General features: G+C 59.5%; 15 protein-coding genes. All 15 read right to left on the bottom strand.

All coding sequences use genetic code 11. The features are described from left to right. Positions 1 to 188 precede the first annotated feature (188 nt). Entirely contained in the window at positions 189 to 1,349 is a 1,161-nt protein-coding gene (gene argE / locus KUA11_RS13670) for an acetylornithine deacetylase (protein ID WP_217411235.1), read from the bottom strand. Beyond that, a complete protein-coding gene (locus KUA11_RS13665; RefSeq protein ID WP_217411233.1) occupies positions 1,346 to 2,962 on the bottom strand; it encodes a GMC family oxidoreductase in 1,617 nt (538 codons plus the stop codon). Before KUA11_RS13665 ends, argE begins: the two co-directional genes overlap by 4 nt. After that, on the bottom strand, positions 2,962 to 4,356 hold the full coding sequence (locus KUA11_RS13660; RefSeq protein WP_217411231.1) for a purine-cytosine permease family protein: 1,395 nt from the start codon (positions 4,354 to 4,356) through the stop codon (positions 2,962 to 2,964). Before KUA11_RS13660 ends, KUA11_RS13665 begins: the two co-directional genes overlap by 1 nt. 125 nt (positions 4,357 to 4,481) lie before the next feature. Then, positions 4,482 to 4,889 carry a RidA family protein gene (locus tag KUA11_RS13655; RefSeq protein WP_217411229.1) on the bottom strand — a complete coding sequence of 136 codons (408 nt, stop codon included), beginning with the start codon at positions 4,887 to 4,889 and terminating at the stop codon, positions 4,482 to 4,484. A gap of 272 nt (positions 4,890 to 5,161) precedes the next feature. Continuing rightward, on the bottom strand, positions 5,162 to 6,421 hold the full coding sequence (locus tag KUA11_RS13650; protein WP_217411227.1) for a flavin-containing monooxygenase: 1,260 nt from the start codon (positions 6,419 to 6,421) through the stop codon (positions 5,162 to 5,164). A gap of 113 nt (positions 6,422 to 6,534) precedes the next feature. Further along, positions 6,535 to 7,212 carry a DUF1028 domain-containing protein gene (locus tag KUA11_RS13645; RefSeq protein ID WP_217411225.1) on the bottom strand — a complete coding sequence of 226 codons (678 nt, stop codon included), beginning with the start codon at positions 7,210 to 7,212 and terminating at the stop codon, positions 6,535 to 6,537. Between the two features lie 282 nt (positions 7,213 to 7,494). Next, positions 7,495 to 8,442, bottom strand: coding sequence for a LysR family transcriptional regulator (locus KUA11_RS13640; protein ID WP_254454940.1), 948 nt, complete (start codon positions 8,440 to 8,442; stop codon positions 7,495 to 7,497). A gap of 25 nt (positions 8,443 to 8,467) precedes the next feature. Continuing rightward, complete coding sequence (gene speB, locus KUA11_RS13635; protein WP_217411223.1) at positions 8,468 to 9,430, bottom strand: agmatinase; 963 nt, start codon at positions 9,428 to 9,430, stop codon at positions 8,468 to 8,470. Next, positions 9,427 to 10,377, bottom strand: coding sequence for an agmatinase (gene speB, locus KUA11_RS13630; protein WP_217411221.1), 951 nt, complete (start codon positions 10,375 to 10,377; stop codon positions 9,427 to 9,429). Before speB (KUA11_RS13630) ends, speB (KUA11_RS13635) begins: the two co-directional genes overlap by 4 nt. Beyond that, positions 10,374 to 11,147: a creatininase gene (locus KUA11_RS13625; RefSeq protein WP_217411219.1), complete on the bottom strand. Its 774-nt coding sequence runs from the start codon at positions 11,145 to 11,147 to the stop codon at positions 10,374 to 10,376. Before KUA11_RS13625 ends, speB (KUA11_RS13630) begins: the two co-directional genes overlap by 4 nt. 31 nt (positions 11,148 to 11,178) lie before the next feature. Next, positions 11,179 to 11,889: an SDR family NAD(P)-dependent oxidoreductase gene (locus KUA11_RS13620; RefSeq protein ID WP_217411217.1), complete on the bottom strand. Its 711-nt coding sequence runs from the start codon at positions 11,887 to 11,889 to the stop codon at positions 11,179 to 11,181. A gap of 6 nt (positions 11,890 to 11,895) precedes the next feature. Continuing rightward, positions 11,896 to 12,648 (bottom strand): SDR family NAD(P)-dependent oxidoreductase, encoded by a 753-nt coding sequence (locus KUA11_RS13615; RefSeq protein ID WP_217411215.1) that lies wholly within the window; start codon positions 12,646 to 12,648, stop codon positions 11,896 to 11,898. Continuing rightward, positions 12,645 to 13,436, bottom strand: coding sequence for an ABC transporter ATP-binding protein (locus tag KUA11_RS13610; protein WP_217411213.1), 792 nt, complete (start codon positions 13,434 to 13,436; stop codon positions 12,645 to 12,647). Before KUA11_RS13610 ends, KUA11_RS13615 begins: the two co-directional genes overlap by 4 nt. A gap of 2 nt (positions 13,437 to 13,438) precedes the next feature. Further along, the gene (locus KUA11_RS13605) at positions 13,439 to 14,254 is read right to left on the bottom strand and encodes an ABC transporter permease (RefSeq protein WP_217411211.1); all 816 of its coding nucleotides are present in this window, start codon (positions 14,252 to 14,254) and stop codon (positions 13,439 to 13,441) included. Further along, the gene (locus KUA11_RS13600; RefSeq protein ID WP_217411209.1) at positions 14,251 to 15,240 is read right to left on the bottom strand and encodes an ABC transporter substrate-binding protein; all 990 of its coding nucleotides are present in this window, start codon (positions 15,238 to 15,240) and stop codon (positions 14,251 to 14,253) included. Before KUA11_RS13600 ends, KUA11_RS13605 begins: the two co-directional genes overlap by 4 nt. Between the last annotated feature and the right edge of the window lie 215 nt (positions 15,241 to 15,455).

Genomic DNA, 15,455 nt, shown 5'->3' with positions numbered 1-15,455 from the left:
GCGGAGAGGGTCCGCTGTCTGGGAGATAGTGCCGTATCAGGCGTCATGGTGAAATGGATATTTCACAACCGGAATGTTGGCTTATGCCTCGACCATCGGATTTTGATCTGTATCTGGGTTCACCAAAAAATCTTGAAAGAACAGTCAACGGCTTTACCGAGCTTTCTTCGCGCTTCCTCGTAGCCACGTCAGCTATGAGCCAACATATCTACAATTCGCTCTACGAAACGCACGCCTGTATTCAACTCTTCCGGCAAAATGAATTCATCCGCCTTATGGGCACGGTCGATGGAACCGGGGCCGCAGACCACGACGGGCATATCCAGATAATCGTGGAACAGGCCGCCTTCCGTGCCAAAACCGATACGTGAGGGCTCATTGTCGCCTGTAATCCGCATGATTTCATGTAGGAAGGGAGATTGGTCGGGCGTATGCAGACCGGGATAGGTGTTGAGGGTTTCGATTTCGATGCGGGCATGAGAGTGCTGCGCGCAAAGATGATCCGCTTCCTGTTGCAGTCGATCCAATACGGGTTGGGGGCTGACGCCCGGCAAAAGACGCATCTCGAACTGGACTTCGCACAGATCCGGCACAATGTTCAGCGCCACGCCGCCCCGGATCAGCCCGACCTGCAAGGTGCTGAACGGCACTTCATAACTTTCGTCGTGAGCGCCTGTATCTTTCAATTCTTCCTGTAAAGTCTCAATAACTTTCACCATATCCGCGGCCAGTCCGATGGCATTGCAGCCACGCGAAGGATTGGCCGAATGGGCGGCCAGACCATGACAGGTGATACGCGCGGCCAGCTTGCCCTTGTGCCCAGAAACGGCGTGCAGGCCGGTCGGTTCTCCAATGATGCAGCCTCGAGCCTGAAACCCGTTGGCGGCCAGATCGCGCAGCAGCGAGTGCACACCCACACATCCGATTTCCTCGTCATGGGAAATGGCCAGATGCAAGGGAGCGCGAAGAGATGATCGGCTAGCATGGCGGGCCGCCATCAACATGCAGGCAAGAAACCCCTTCATGTCGCTGCTGCCGCGTCCGTACAGTTTCCCATCGCGTTCAGTCAGGACAAAGGGATCGGTCGTCCAAGGTTGTCCTTCCACCGGTACCACGTCGCTGTGGGCCGACAGCACAATGCCATCCGGTGTGTCCGGGCCGATGCTGGCAAAGAGATTGAATCGGCCGGCTTCTTTGCCCGGTACGCGGTGACATCGTGCGCCGAGGGAGCGAAGAAATGTTTCGATCCAGTCGATCAGTTCCGCATTTTCCGTGCGGCAGAGCGTGCGGAACGCAATCAACCGTTCCAGAATCTCACGAACGGAGAGATCGTGAAAGCCTGCGGTCATGTTGCCTCCGCGAGGATCATGTCGGAGGCCTTGTCCCCGATCATCATTGTCGGCGCATTGGTGTTGCCGCTGATGAGAGTAGGCATGATGGACGTATCGGCCACACGCAGTCCTTTCAGTCCGTGCACTTTCAGTTCCGGTGTGACCACGCTGGCCGTATCCGATCCCATGCGGCAGGTGCCGGAAGGATGGAACACGGTGCTGGCGGAGGCGCGGAGATAGTCCATGAGCTGGGCATCCGTCTGGAGGTCCGCTGCAGGAGCCATCTCCTTGCCACGGATGGCGTCGAACGGAGAGGCGCGCAGGATGCGGCGTGCAAGCTTCACGCCTTCCAGAAGCACGAGTGCATCCCGCTCGTCAGAAAGGAAATTGAAATCGATTTCGGGGTTGCGACTGCCGTCGCGAGTCAGACGGATGCTGCCCCGGCTTTGAGGACGCAGCACGCAGGTATGAAGCGCAAACCCGTGGCCCCACTCGAACAGGCGGCCCCGATGGCTGCGATAGCCCGGTACGAAGTGGAACTGCACATCCGGCACGCCTTCGGCGTAACGGGTTGAGGCGAAACCGCCAGCCTCCACGTAATTGGTGGTCAGCCAGCCTTTGCCTCGGAGCAGGAATTGCAAGGGTGCAGGCAGGACAGAGCCGAGTGAGGAGCGCGAGAACCCGAGCGTCGTGGGTGAGTCCGAGCGGACAGTCACCAATCCGTCGATATGGTCTTGCAGATTGCGGCCCACTTCCGGCAGATCCGCAACAACGGGCACGCCGGATTGCAGGAGTTCTTTCGCGTTGCCGATACCCGATGACATCAGAAGATGCGGAGAACCGATGGCGCCAGCTGAAAGGATCGTCTCGCGATGCGCACGCAGAACGTGGAATTGTCCGTTCTGCTCCACGGTGACGCCCTGCACCTCCCGGCTATCGGTCACAAGCGAGACCACGCGGCATCCCGTCAGCACATGCAGGTTCGGGCGTGATCGCACGGGGGCGACAAAGGCGCGGTAGGCGCTGAGGCGTTTGCCGTCCTTCTGCGTCACGTCATAGACGCCCACGCCGTCCAGCCGCGCTCCGTTGAAGTCGGTGTTTTCCTTCAGTCCCACTTCTTCGGCGGCTTTGATGAACAGCCGCGACACGTTCAGCGGGTCACGCGGTTGATCCACCACCAGTTCGCCACCCGTGCCATGAAAATGTGGGTCTTGATGCAGGCGGTTGTCTTCCTCGCGCATGAAATATTTCAGAACGGAGTCATAGCCCCAGCCGGTGCAGCCCATCGCCTCCCAGCCGTCATAATCCGAACGCGCGCCACGGATGTAGATCATGCTGTTCATGGAGGAAGAGCCGCCAAGCATCCGGCCGCGGGGCACATGAATGTGACGGTTATCGAGATGCGTCTGCGGCGTGGAGTAATACTGGTAGGTGTATTTTCGGCTTTTATAGAGCGAGATGGTGCCGGCCGGCACATGGATGCGAGGCGTATTGTCGGGACCGCCGGCTTCCAGCAGCGCCACGCGCAGATTGCTGCGCGCGCTCAGGCGGTTTGCGAGCACACAGCCCGCCGCACCACCCCCCACGATGATGAAGTCGAACTCGGTGGGAAAATCGTTCTGGGCACTCATCAGTCTGCGCTCCCCATGACGGGCTGAGTGTGACGTTCGTTGCGCATCATCCAGACGTAGAACACCGTCACGAAGATCAGTCCCACGATCCATGAGATGTCGGCACCGCCCAGCATGGTGGCGACAGGTCCGGTGTAGAGACCATTCGAGACGAAGGGGATCTGGATGAGAATACCGAAGACATAGGCGATCAGTGCGGGCCAGCAGTAGCGGCCATAGATGCCGCCATCGGCGCGAAAGAAGGAGGCAACGTCATATTCGCCGTGCCGGATCAGATAGAAATCGGCAAGGTTGATCGCAGTCCACGGTACCATCACGTAGAGCAGAAGAAGGATGAAGTTCGTGTATTCTTCCATGAAGTTCGCTTCCGCACCAAGCGCGATCAGAAGCGAAAGCCCGGCCAGCACGATGGCTGTGCCTGCCCGCCCGACATGCGTGGCCTTCCACGAAGGAATGATGGTCTGCACAACCGTGATGGCCGAAAGTGCGCCGCAATAGAGGTTCATCGCGTTGGTGGAGGCGATGCCCAGAGACAGCACGGGGATGATGAACAGGGCCAGCGGGCCGACCTGCGTCGTCAGTGTCGCCACCACGTCGCCCCCTCCCGCAATCACACCCAGTAATGCGCCAAGGATCATGGGAAAGAGCGAGCCGAGCACACAGCCCCAATAGCTGGCCATGAAGGCTTGGCGGTTGCCTGTGCCCGGTGGCAGATAGCGCGAATAATCCGAGACATAGGGGGCATAGGCGATCTGCCAGAGTGCCGCGGTTGAGAGGCCGCCGAGGAAGCCCGAGATGGTGAACGTGCCATGTGACAGCGTCTCGGAAGACACACCGTTCACGCACAGGATCCACACGAAGCACAGCGCCAGTGCGATACCTGAAACGACGGTCATCAGCTTTGTATAGGCATGGATCAGGTCATGGCCGTAGATCGTGGCGATCAGACTGACGAGCCCCAGCAGAATGACGCAGGCTTTTTCGGGCAGGAAGGTCGCGACCGTGTGCAGCGACTGGCCGCCCAGCACGAGGTTGGAGGCGAAGAAGCCCACATACATCACCACCACCAGGCAGATGACGGCCATCGCCCCCATGGAGCCGAACTGTCCACGGGTCTGCACCATCTGTGGCACGCCCAGTTGCGGCCCCTGTGCTGCGTGCAGCGCCATGAACAGACCGCCGATCATGTTGCCCAGCACGGCCGAGAGCATGGCGGGCCAGAACGGCAGGCCGAACACGGTGGTGGCCAGCGCGCCGGTGATGATGGTCAACATCATGATGTTGGAGCCGAACCACACGGTGAACAGGTCACGCGCCCGCCCGTGCCGCTGGTCGAGTGGGATCTGATAGATGGTGTGGGCCTCGGGGCCTTTGGCCGTCACAGCGTCGGTCATGGGGCGGTTCCTTCCTCTGGCGTCAGACGGCGGGAGCGTGCCGTAGAGGTTTTTGTGTCGGAATCGTAATAATATGGACTGAGGAAACCCCGCCTGTGCCAGAGGCTGGCGGGGCTGTGGTCAGATCACTCGCGTTCGGCGATGACATCGACCTCAATCAGCCATTCCGGACGGGCAAGGGCCACGATCACAAGACCGGTAAACACTGGGAAGACACCCTTGAGGCGGCGTCCCAGCACGCGATAGGTGGCCTCACGGTGACGGATATCCGTGAGATAGACCGTGACCTTGCAGATATCGGTGAGCTTGCCGCCTGCTTCTGTCAGAAGAAGCTCGATATTGTCCATCACCTTCTCGGCCTGCGCGATCGGATCGCCCACGCCCACATTCTCACGTGTGTCGAGATCCTGCGGCACCTGTCCGCGCAGATAGATTGTGTTGCGCGTGATGACGGCCTGACAGAGATCGTTGTCGAGCGACTGCTCGGGGTAGGTGTCCTTCGTGTTGAAGGGACGGAGGCGGGTGTGGGCCATGATCTGTGTCTCCCTGTGTGGGCTGGTGCGGTCCGGTGGTTCTGTGCACCGGAGCGGATTGGTCCTGCGCGAACGGGGACGGGGTGGAGCTTATGGAAACGTGGAGCGGCTTCCGGTCTCCATCCCGCATGATCCTGTTGCGAGTGTGGAACGAATTAGGCTTTCAGAAAAAGAAATTATTTCTGACGTTCTGCTTCGGTAATTCTGATGGCCTTGTGAAACCGGACGGTCTTCAGCGATAGCCAAAAGTCAGGCCGGTCACGCGGCCCTCCTCACTTCTCTCCATGCGATGGGCGATAGGCCATGTAGCTGCGCTGCTTGGCGATGTGGTCCGCGACATATTTCGCGTCATGCCACACACCCCAGATGAAGGAGGAACCCCGGCGCGTCTGCCAAGGCAGACCAAGGAAATACACGCCCGGTTCGGAAGAGACACCACGCTGATGGCGTGGACGACCGTTTTCGTCCAATGCTTCCACTTTCAGCCAGTTGTAATCCACACCGAAACCTGTGGCCCAGATGATGGTGCTGATGCCCGCTTTTTTCAGATCGAGTTCAAGTAGTGGATGCTTCACACACTCGGGATTGGGAAGGAAATCGCGGGCAGACGGCTCTTCGGGAAGATCCAGGCCGTTACGGGTGACATAGGCATCCGCTTCCCCGAGAAGAGAGAGATAGTTGGCGTCACCCTTGGCGATGTTTTCGGCGAGATCCGGGGCGAAGGTCAGCTTGCCGTCCTCGTAGGTTTCGGTGCGCCCAAGAAGGGTCATGCCGTCTGCGGCAAGGCGACGGAAATCGACGGTGTGTCCGCCATTGGCACCACTGACGGCGATGGTCGTGTGTTCCACGCCCGGTGTGGCTTCCGCATCCCATTTGTTGAGAACGCCAAGCCACCATACGAAGTCACGCCCACGATAGCTGCGGGGCGGACGGTCGTGGGGGCCGACCGAGAGATAGACTTTCCGGCCATTGCGCATCAGTTCTTCAGCAATCTGTGCGCCAGAGGAACCCGCACCGATGACAAGGACTGAGCCCTCTGGAAGCTGCTCCGGATTGCGGTAACTGGCTGAGTGGATCTGGGTGAAATCCGCTTTGTCCGGCACGACGGAGGGAATGACCGGGATCTGGAAAGGACCGGTGGCAGCCACGACACATTCGGCTTCGATCGGTCCTTCGGAGGTTTCGATCTGAAAGCCGGTCTGTCCCTGTTTGCGGCGCACATCCTTGACCTCAACACCACACCGGATGGGGGCTTCGATCTTTTGTGCGTAGGCAGCGAGATAATCGGCGACCCTCTCCTTGGGCACGAAATCGTCCGGACCGTCTTTGGGAAAAGTCAGGCCAGGAAAACGGTCATGCCATGCCGGTCCATTCGCGACGAGGGAATCCCAGCGGCAACTGCGCCAGCGTTCTGCCACCCTGTTGCGTTCCAGCACGATATGCGGAATGCCGTAACTGTGCAGGTGTTCGCTCATGGCGATCCCGGCCTGTCCGGCTCCCACCACGAGGACTTCGGTTTTCTCGACAGGCATGGCTGTCTCCTTTTTCATGGCCGCAGCCGAACGCGATTAAATGATTCTTTATCGAAACGATTTGGCGTGAGAGCCACTCATTCCGAGTGACGTGTTTTCAGGTGGAGCCGAGTCTATTCGTCGCCGGGAACGCCGTAAGACGGAGCAGCTTCGGGATTGAGGCAGCGGGTGACGTAGTCGTGCATCTGCGGCTTCCAGACGGACCACAATGTCGCCAGTCGCGTGATGGGATCGTCTTCCCAATCCACCCGCAGATCGGCCAGCGGCCACGCTTCGCGATCGACCACCAACATTCCGGCAGAGCGCACGGGACCGGCTTCTCCTCCTGCTGCGACACCGGCCTGCATGGCCATCACCACCCGTTGACCGAGTTCCATGTCCGGGCCCGACTGTTCGAAACTGCGCACAATGGTTTCGGGCACATCCGCAGAGGCGAGCAGGTTGCCAGCGGACACGACGTTGACGCCCTGGAAGTCCGCGTTGGTGCCAAGAGATTTCTCACCCGACCACAGGGCTGTCCGGCCTTCACGGTCGATCAGGGTCATCTGGCGATAAGATGGAAACGTGCAGGTGCGGACGATGATGTCTCGCGCCTCTGGAGCGGACGCGCCGGCTTCCATAAGGTCGAGCGCCCAAGGGCCAAGACGCGGGTCGGTCACATTCTGCGTGGTGACGGCCCCCACGCCTGCCCGTGCGAACGCGCAACGGGCCGCCACGGCTGGTGAGGAGGAGGAAACGGCGACCGCAAACTGGCCACTGCGAGAACAACGCGCAACGAGGGAAAAGGTCATGGCTTCGATGTCTCTCCGCAGGAAAACCCTTTCAGTCAGGAAAGGAATTCTGACTGTCTGAAGAGGCTAACATCGTTGTTCTGATACCGTAATATGGACTTTCTGGGGTTTTGGTTCTGTTTTCCTGATGATGAATGTGGCTATGGATCAGAGAAACCGGCACCGCAGAGTAAGATCGGATTCTTGCGACAGCAGGAGAGCACCGATCCTTTGGTCTCACGATTGGTTTGCAAAGGTCGCGCCCTTTGGCGAGATAAAGACAACGTTCTTGTCTTACTGCCGTCAGTTCGTTGATCGATGGTTATTTGTGATTTCATCGATAAACACATTTATCAGACGGTTGTTTTTATCTATATTTCTAAAAGCGACATAGTGTTGGGATGAAAACGTGTAGATGTTGTGCTTTATCGCGCGCATCTGCTTGGTTTTCACGTAAGGGCGGGCGGATTGTTCCGGCAGGAACCCGATGAAACGCCCGGAGAGGATCATCATCAGTTGCGCTTCCATGTGCACGATGCTGCCGCTGGCGCGCGGATGGCGTATGCGCTGAAGATCTTCGAGTTTCCGATAGGATCTGACCGAAAACCGGGCCTGATCGATCATGTCTTTTGAAATATCCGCATCCTTCATGGTGAAGAAAGGATGCTGGTTGCCGCAGTAAAGTCCGTGTGGTTCCTCGCAAAGCTCCACATAGTGCACGCCGGGCGCATGTCGGGCGAAGGGGCCGATCACGACGTCGCGTGTTCCCTCCGCCACCTGAAGCTCCAGATCCTGAGGCACGCCCAGCCGGAGATCGATATAGATATTGGGGATCTGATCGACGACGCGCGCCAGAACATGTTGGAGCGCCATCTGCGGACTATTGATGATCCCGCCAATCGTCCCGATACGAAGCCGTCCGCCAAGTTCGGTTGGAGCCTGACTGATCCGTGACTGAAAAGCGTCGATGCTTTCAAAAAGATCCTGAATGGCCTCGACCGTCTCTTCTCCAAGAGGCGTCAGACGAAAGCCTTTGCGGCCCCGAAGACACAGCGCTCCACCCAGCCGTTGTTCCAGTGCGGCCAAGTGAGTGCTCAACGTGGACTGGCTGAGGTTCAAAACGATTTGTGCTGCGGCAAAGCTGCCTGTTTCCGCGAGCGTCGCAAACACACGCAGAAGCCGCAGATCGATGTTGTCGAACCGGCGCATCCGCGTCGCGCCCGGCACAGCCTGTTTTTTCTGGCTCATCATGGGCGCGACTGTAGATTAAGTGCGTCTAGGAGTCATGACTCCTGAAATATAGGATGCGTCCGATAAAATTAAGCAGCAGTTGCGCAGCAAGGATCGGGGTTATTTTGGCGGGATCGTAATCGGGTGCGACTTCCACCAGATCAATCCCGGCCACACGTCCTCGCGCGGCGAGGGCGGCGAGCAGTTCCAGTATTTCATAATACAGGAAGCCACCGTGGCTCGGTGTGCCGGTTCCGGGAGCGATGGAGGGATCGAAGGCGTCGATGTCGATGGAAAGATAATAGTTTACACCGGCAGGGATACGCTCAAGCAGGGCGTCCAGCCCCAGTTTGCGGACCTGTCGCACGCTGAGGATGTCGGAGCCGAATTCCCGCGCGTCCGCATAACCCTCGCGGGCCGTTGAAGAGACGTTGCGGATGCCGATCTGTGTCATGCCGGTGATGTAGGGTTGCTCGGCAGCGCGACGCATCGGGTTGCCATGACCGTGGCGGACTCCTTGCCGCTCATCCACGAAATCGAGATGGGCGTCGATCTGGATAAGATGCATGGGCGGCTGGTCATCGAACGCCCGGATGCAGGGAATGTTGATCGAATGATCGCCTCCCAGCACGACGGGGAGCGCACCGGCGGCGAGAATGGCGCGCACGCCGGCTTCGATGTTGGCGTGACTCCGTTCCGTATCGGTGTGCACGATGTCGGCGTCACCGATATCGACAATGCGCCCTCCGGTTCCATCGAGATAGACCCGGTCATCTTCGTGATCGTAAGCTCCCGCATGGCCGAAGGCGAAGAGCGTGGATGCTTCGCGGATGCTGCGGGGGCCAAAGCGCGTGCCGCTCCGCCACTGTGTGCCGCAGTCGAAAGGCGCCCCCATGATGGCGACGTCCGCATCGATAGCTGACCAATCTGTCTGGATCGGATATTTCCCAAAGCTGCAGATACCGACAAAAGGTAGGTCGAGGCGTCCGCTGTCGTAGCTGTTTTTCATGCTTTTTCTCCTGCCGCGATGGCGCAAAGCAATTCGAACATCATGGTGGCGCCCGCAAGCGACGTGATTCCGCCCACATCGAACGGTGGTGACACCTCCACGACATCCGCACCGATAATGTCGAGTCCGTTGAGACCCCGGATCATTTTCTGGGTCTCGCGTGTCAGGAAGCCCCCCGCTTCAGGCGTGCCCGTGCCGGGCGCCACGGACGGATCGAGGCAATCGATATCGAACGATACATAGACAGGCCCATCGCCCACACGCTCACGAATGGCGCGCACGATGCCGTCCGGGCCCAGATCCATGGCTTCGTCCATGAGGATGAGCCGGAACCCGGCTTCGCGGGCGAAATCGTAATCTGTGGGGGAATACAGCGAACCGCGCAGGCCGATTTGGAGAGTTCGGTTCCCGTCGATCAGACCTTCTTCCACAGCGCGACGAAACGGCGTGCCGTGCGTGTAGCGGTTCTTGCCGAAATAGGCGTCCCCCGTGTCGGTGTGGCTGTCGAAATGGATCAGCCCGACGGGGCGATCCGCCGCAAGACCCCGCAGGATGGGCAGGCTGACCAGATGATCGCCGCCCGCTGTGATGGGGATCGCACCTGCGGCGGCAATCGCCGCGTAATGCGCGGTGATCATATCGAGGCATTCCGTCACATTGAACGGATTGACCGGGCAGTCCCCGATATCGGCGACATTCAAGACCTCATAAGGCGCGATACCATTCGCGTTCACCTGTCGCATCAGTGAGGAGGCATTGCGCAGTTCGCGTGGGCCATGACGCGCACCGGAACGGTTGGTCGTGCCTCCGTCATACGGAATGCCGGTGAAGACGACGTCGTATCCTTCAGGTCCGTTGGCCAGAGGCAGCCGCATGAAGGTCGGCACGCCCGCGAAGCGGGGCACCTGACTGGCGTCGATGACATGAGTTTCACCGTGATGGGTCATAGTCCGAACTCCTTGCGAATGGCGTCCGCTAGCAGGCGTGTGTGGTCGTCCATCAGCCACTGGCCTTTTTCGGCGGTTGATCCCTGCGCCTTGGCCAGTACACCTGATGGGGGCACGAAATCCGCACGCAGCGGCCAGCGGTCATAGGGGGGGAACGTGGCGGGGCCGTCATCGGGGGTCTTGCTCATATCGACCAGATCGGCCCGCACGAGCAGCATCAGCGAGGTTTCCAGCAGGCTTGCGTGTTCGAGTTCCGTGCCGGGGAAACCTTCGGGGAACAGGCGATCGAGCGTCGCGCGTTCAACGAAGTCCCAGTATTCGAGACGCATGGCGGTCAGGCCTTCGATCCCGTCGCGCCGGATGTCGCGCATGGCCAGATCGAGACCTTCGACGGCAGGCCACGCATTTTCGAAATGACCATTGACCAGAACGATCCGCCGGATACCGTGATGCGCCAGCCGACACACGATGTCGCGGATGACCAACGTAAGTGTGTGGGCATCCAGCCCGATGGTGCCGGGGAAATGCTCTCCCCCGCCCGAGCGGGGTTGTGATTTGTAGCCATAGGGCAGCGTCGGCGCGACCAGCCCGCCCACCTTTTCGGCCACGCGCTCGGCGACGGCCGTGGGAAGGATCTGATCGACATTCAGCGGCAGATGTGGGCCGTGCTGCTCCGTGGCGCCGATCGGCAGAAACACCACGGGATTTTCAGCAACACGGGCTGCGAATTCAGGCCAGCTGAGTTCGGCAAGTTTGACGGTTCTGGACATGATGGACTGAAGCCTCCGAATGGAAAGCGGGTCAGTGCATGGCGGCGCCGCCATCCACGTTGAGGCACTGGCCGGTGATGAAGGATGCGTCTGCAGACGCGAGGAAGAGGGCGGCCCGCGCAATTTCGTCAGGCTGTCCGATGCGCCGCAGCGGATTGGAAAGATCCTGCGCCTGCGTGGTGGCATCCTGCTGTGCGAAGTTCAGCAGCGGCGTATCGACCGGCCCCGGTGCGATGGCGTTCACCCGGATGCGTGGTGCCAGTTCGCGCGCCCATGAGCGCGTCATGGACAGCAGCGCGCCCTTGGTGGCGCAATAGGCCGAGGCTCCCGCGCGCCCCAGATAGGCCAGTTCGGACGCGATGTTGAGAATGCAGCCTCCCTCGCTCATGAAGGGCAGGGCGTTTTGCGTCACGAGAAACGGCGCGCGCAGATTGACCGCCAATGTAAGATCGAGCGCTTCGCAGGTCAGATCGTGGAGTGTTTCCTCGATCATCACACCTGCGCAGTTGACCACCACGTCAATGCGTTGTTTCAGACGATGGGCGGCTTCCTTGACGCCGTTTCGTATCGCCTGGGCATCGGCCAGATCGACCTTAAGACCCTCCAGACCTGTGGCGGGAGCATTGCGGTCCAGTCCGATCACGGTGGCGCCGGATTCCTGCCAAGCCCGTGCGATGGCAAGGCCGATGCCGGAAGAGGCGCCTGTCACAAGAACATGCGGGCATGAGGAGTGTGCGTTCATCGAGACCTACAGAGGATGCTCGCCACGATCGATCTGGATCGTCTGGCCGGTGATGCTGGCAGCGAGAGGAGAGGCAAGGAACAGATAGGTGTCGGCCACATCGGTGGCTTCCATGAGACCGGGCAATGCCTGCGCGTCCATGATGGTGCTCAGGCAGTTGGCTTCGCTCTCGCCCGTGCGCGCGGCCATTGTCGCCAGAGACCGCATGGCGGCTTCCGTGCGGACCCAGCCGGGGGCCACGGCATTGACGCGGATGCCCTGCGCCCCGAGTTCCAGCGCCCAGGTTTTCGTCAGGCCGATAATGGCATGTTTGGAGGCGACATAGGCCCCGAACAGCGGTTCCGCCACACGTCCCCAGATCGACGCCGTGTTGATGATGGCGGCCCCTGTCGGCATGAGTGGGCGCACCAGCCGTGTGACGTGGTAGGTGCCGACGACGTTGGTGTGGATGATCCGCTCGAACAGGGTGATGGTTTCGTTGTCCTGATTGTCCAGCGGTGTCAGTCGTTCCAGTCCGGCGTTGTTGATCAGGACATCAACCGGCCCATGCTCGTGCAGACATGCCGCCACAGCCGATGGATTGCCGATATCGGCCACCACACCACGGGCGTTGAGAGAGACGGCGACATCGAGGATCGCGTCATCATCGGCAAGGAGGGTCAGAGAAGCGCCAGACCTAGCGAACGCCTGCGCCACACCAAGACCGATCCCTCGGCTTGCGCCGGTGATGAAGACGGATTTCTTTGAGAAATCCATCATGACACTAAAGACTTGTTTATCTCGCGTCCTCGGAGGAGGTGCAGGATCTCGGTGCGGAGATGGAAAAACTGTTCGCTGTCCCGCACATCTTCGTTTCTCTCGGGACCGATCAGGGTGGTGACGTCCACATCCGCGATGACACGCGCCGGACGCGGTCCGAACACGATAATCCGATCGGCAAGGAATACAGCTTCCTCGACATCGTGCGTGACGAAGATCGTGGTTTTTCCAGAGTTCTTCTGGATTTTTCGAAGCTCGAATTGCAGGTCTTCGCGCAGGTTGGCATCCAGCGCGCCGAAGGGTTCGTCCATCAGCAGCACGTCCGGGTCGGCGGCGAGGGTGCGGGCGATGGCCACGCGCTGCCGCATGCCGCCAGAGATACGCGAAGGATAGCTTGTGGCAAAATCGCTCAGTCCGACCAGTTTGAGGAAATGTTCCGCGCGTTCCTTTTTCTGAGTAGCCGAAAGGTCTCTGCGGAAACGCATGCCGAATTCGATGTTCTTGCGAACCGTCAGCCACGGAAAGGAGGAATAGGACTGAAACACCATGCCGCGTCGGATGTCCGGCTCCCCCACAGGTGTCCCTTGCAAAAGGATCTCACCCGAACTTGGGGTATCGAGGCCACCGATCATGCGCATGAGCGTGGTCTTGCCGCACCCCGATGGGCCGAGGAACACCGTGAACTGACCGGCGGGAATGGCAAGATTGAACGGCTGCTGCACGACCGGCACGTCCCCGAAGTATTTCGTGACATTCTGGAACCGCAGATAGGAGGAAGGCTGTTCCATGTTCACTGATACCTGAAGAGCTTGCGGTGCAGCAGGCGCAGGCACTGGTCGGTCACAAGACCGATCAGACCGATCATGATGACGCCCGCCATGACCTGATCCGTTTTCATGAAGCGTCGTGCAGTCCAGATGACGAAACCAAGCCCGCTGTCGGAAGCCACGATTTCCGCAATGATGACATAGGTCCAGCACCAACCGAGGCTGATGCGCATGCTGTCCATGAGCTGCGGCAGCATGGCCGGAAGGGCTACGGGCAGGAGCGTCTCGCGCGGGCGCGCGCCCAACGTATAGGCCGTTTCGAAATATTCGTTGGGGATACGCTTCATGTCGGCCGCGATCATGAGAACGAGCTGAAAGAACGTGCCTAGCCACAACAGGAAAATCTTGGTCGTTTCCCCCACGCCGAACCAGATGATGGCCAATGGCACCAGCGCTGGCACGGGCAGATAGCGGATGAAGTCGATCATCGGTTCCAGCGTGGCCCCGATGATGCGGTATCCGCTCATCAGGATGCCCAGCGGCACGGCCAGAAGCGCCGAGAGGAGAAAGGCCAGCCAGACGCGCCGGACGGAAACCACCGTGTTGGGCAGCATTGCGCCGTCCGTGCACATGTGGACAAAGGTCTGCGCGACCTTAAGAGGTGTGGGCAGGAAGACGGGTGCCACCACACGCAGCGACGCCAGCAACTGCCATCCTCCGAGAAAAGCCGCCGCTCCCAGCAATGCGGCCAGCAGGACGGCGCTGTGTGGAATTGGCTCCCGGAAGCGGAACAGGCTGCGAGGGCCTTTCCGGGAGGTGGGAGAGGCGGTTGCGGTCATGGAGCGGGGATCGCAGCAATCAGGCTGCTGTCGATGGAATGGGCCGGGTCGAGACGAACGGATGCGGCTCCGTTCTCAAGGTTGAGGTTCATGAGAGTGGCGAATATCTCCGTAATCTTCCCGGGTTTTTCGGGCGTGCCCATATAAGCCTTGGACTGAGCCAGATCCGTGTATTCAAGGCTGCCCACGACACTTTTCTTGAAGTCATCGGGGGAAAGATCGAAATGCGGAGCAGCCACTTTCGCGAAGTTTTCCGGGTTGGACTTGTAATAGGCCACGGCTTTGTAAAGACAGGTCAGGAAGCGTTTGTATTTATCGGGATTGGCCTTCAGATCGTCGTTGCGCGCCACGAGGACGTCCACGATGTAATCGGGATAATCCGCCGATGAGACCAGTTCCTTCGGATTGCGGTCGGACGAGACGGTCAGAATCTGCTGAAGAAACGGCTGATAGGTCACGACTGCCGCAATGCTTGGGTCTGCAAACACTGCCACGCTGTCGGAGGTCAGGATTTCCTTCATCTTGAGATCGGCCAGCGTCATGCCGTGCTTGTGCAGTTCCATCTGGAGCAGCAGGCGGCCTGGAATGTTGCTCTCTGATGCAACGGTCTTGCCCTTGAGTTCGCCCACGTCGTGGATGGAGCCGTCCACGATCACGCCATCGCCGCCAAGGCTGCGGTCGATGGAGCCGATGATGATGCCCGGTGTGGTCTCGTCACGCGGCCGGCCCTGATATTCGTTGAGAGCGCGCATCTCCATCTCGATGGAACCGTGCGCCATGGCGGCCATGACATCGGACCGTTCATCGGAGAATTTCAGATCGACGGACAGATGGGCATCCTTGAAATAACCGAGATCCTGAGCGACCACGACGGGCGCGAACCCCGTCCAGACCGGTGCCATGATACGGATCGTGTCGTCGGCATATGCGGCCGTCGTCGCGCAGCCAAGACTGAGTGCAACCGCGAGCACCTTGAGTGACTTCATTACGCACCCCCACCTCATAACGTTACCGAAACATATTAGAGGCGCGATTGCTTTGTGTGTATCAAAATGTTCCGAACATTATATCGATAAATCTGGGTGTATCGCCCGCGATATAGAGCGGCGGAAACGCCTGAACATCGTCGCTCAAGATATGGGGTTTTTAGAGCCACCTTGAGTGCGGCTTTGAGTCGCTTCCACGAAGCGACCCAGACTGC

Source organism: Acetobacter estunensis, from assembly GCF_019083805.1.
Taxonomy (GTDB): domain Bacteria; phylum Pseudomonadota; class Alphaproteobacteria; order Acetobacterales; family Acetobacteraceae; genus Acetobacter; species Acetobacter estunensis_A.
Note: the sequence above shows the minus strand (reverse complement) of the source record. Positions and strands in the feature narration are given on the sequence as shown.

Excerpts from the sequence above, each read along its gene's own strand:
- KUA11_RS13645 (WP_217411225.1), bottom strand. The coding sequence starts at position 7,212 with ATGACCTTTTCCCTCGTTGCGCGTTGTTCTCGCAGTGGCCAGTTTGCG.
- KUA11_RS13665 (WP_217411233.1), bottom strand. The coding sequence starts at position 2,962 with ATGAGTGCCCAGAACGATTTTCCCACCGAGTTCGACTTCATCATCGTG.
- KUA11_RS13615 (WP_217411215.1), bottom strand. The coding sequence starts at position 12,648 with ATGATGGATTTCTCAAAGAAATCCGTCTTCATCACCGGCGCAAGCCGA.
- argE (WP_217411235.1), bottom strand. The coding sequence starts at position 1,349 with ATGACCGCAGGCTTTCACGATCTCTCCGTTCGTGAGATTCTGGAACGG.
- KUA11_RS13650 (WP_217411227.1), bottom strand. The coding sequence starts at position 6,421 with ATGCCTGTCGAGAAAACCGAAGTCCTCGTGGTGGGAGCCGGACAGGCC.
- KUA11_RS13625 (WP_217411219.1), bottom strand. The coding sequence starts at position 11,147 with ATGTCCAGAACCGTCAAACTTGCCGAACTCAGCTGGCCTGAATTCGCA.
- KUA11_RS13655 (WP_217411229.1), bottom strand. The coding sequence starts at position 4,889 with ATGGCCCACACCCGCCTCCGTCCCTTCAACACGAAGGACACCTACCCC.
- KUA11_RS13605 (WP_217411211.1), bottom strand. The coding sequence starts at position 14,254 with ATGACCGCAACCGCCTCTCCCACCTCCCGGAAAGGCCCTCGCAGCCTG.
- KUA11_RS13660 (WP_217411231.1), bottom strand. The coding sequence starts at position 4,356 with ATGACCGACGCTGTGACGGCCAAAGGCCCCGAGGCCCACACCATCTAT.
- KUA11_RS13600 (WP_217411209.1), bottom strand. The coding sequence starts at position 15,240 with ATGAAGTCACTCAAGGTGCTCGCGGTTGCACTCAGTCTTGGCTGCGCG.
- speB (WP_217411221.1), bottom strand. The coding sequence starts at position 10,377 with ATGACCCATCACGGTGAAACTCATGTCATCGACGCCAGTCAGGTGCCC.
- KUA11_RS13610 (WP_217411213.1), bottom strand. The coding sequence starts at position 13,436 with ATGGAACAGCCTTCCTCCTATCTGCGGTTCCAGAATGTCACGAAATAC.
- KUA11_RS13620 (WP_217411217.1), bottom strand. The coding sequence starts at position 11,889 with ATGAACGCACACTCCTCATGCCCGCATGTTCTTGTGACAGGCGCCTCT.
- KUA11_RS13640 (WP_254454940.1), bottom strand. The coding sequence starts at position 8,442 with ATGATGAGCCAGAAAAAACAGGCTGTGCCGGGCGCGACGCGGATGCGC.
- speB (WP_217411223.1), bottom strand. The coding sequence starts at position 9,430 with ATGAAAAACAGCTACGACAGCGGACGCCTCGACCTACCTTTTGTCGGT.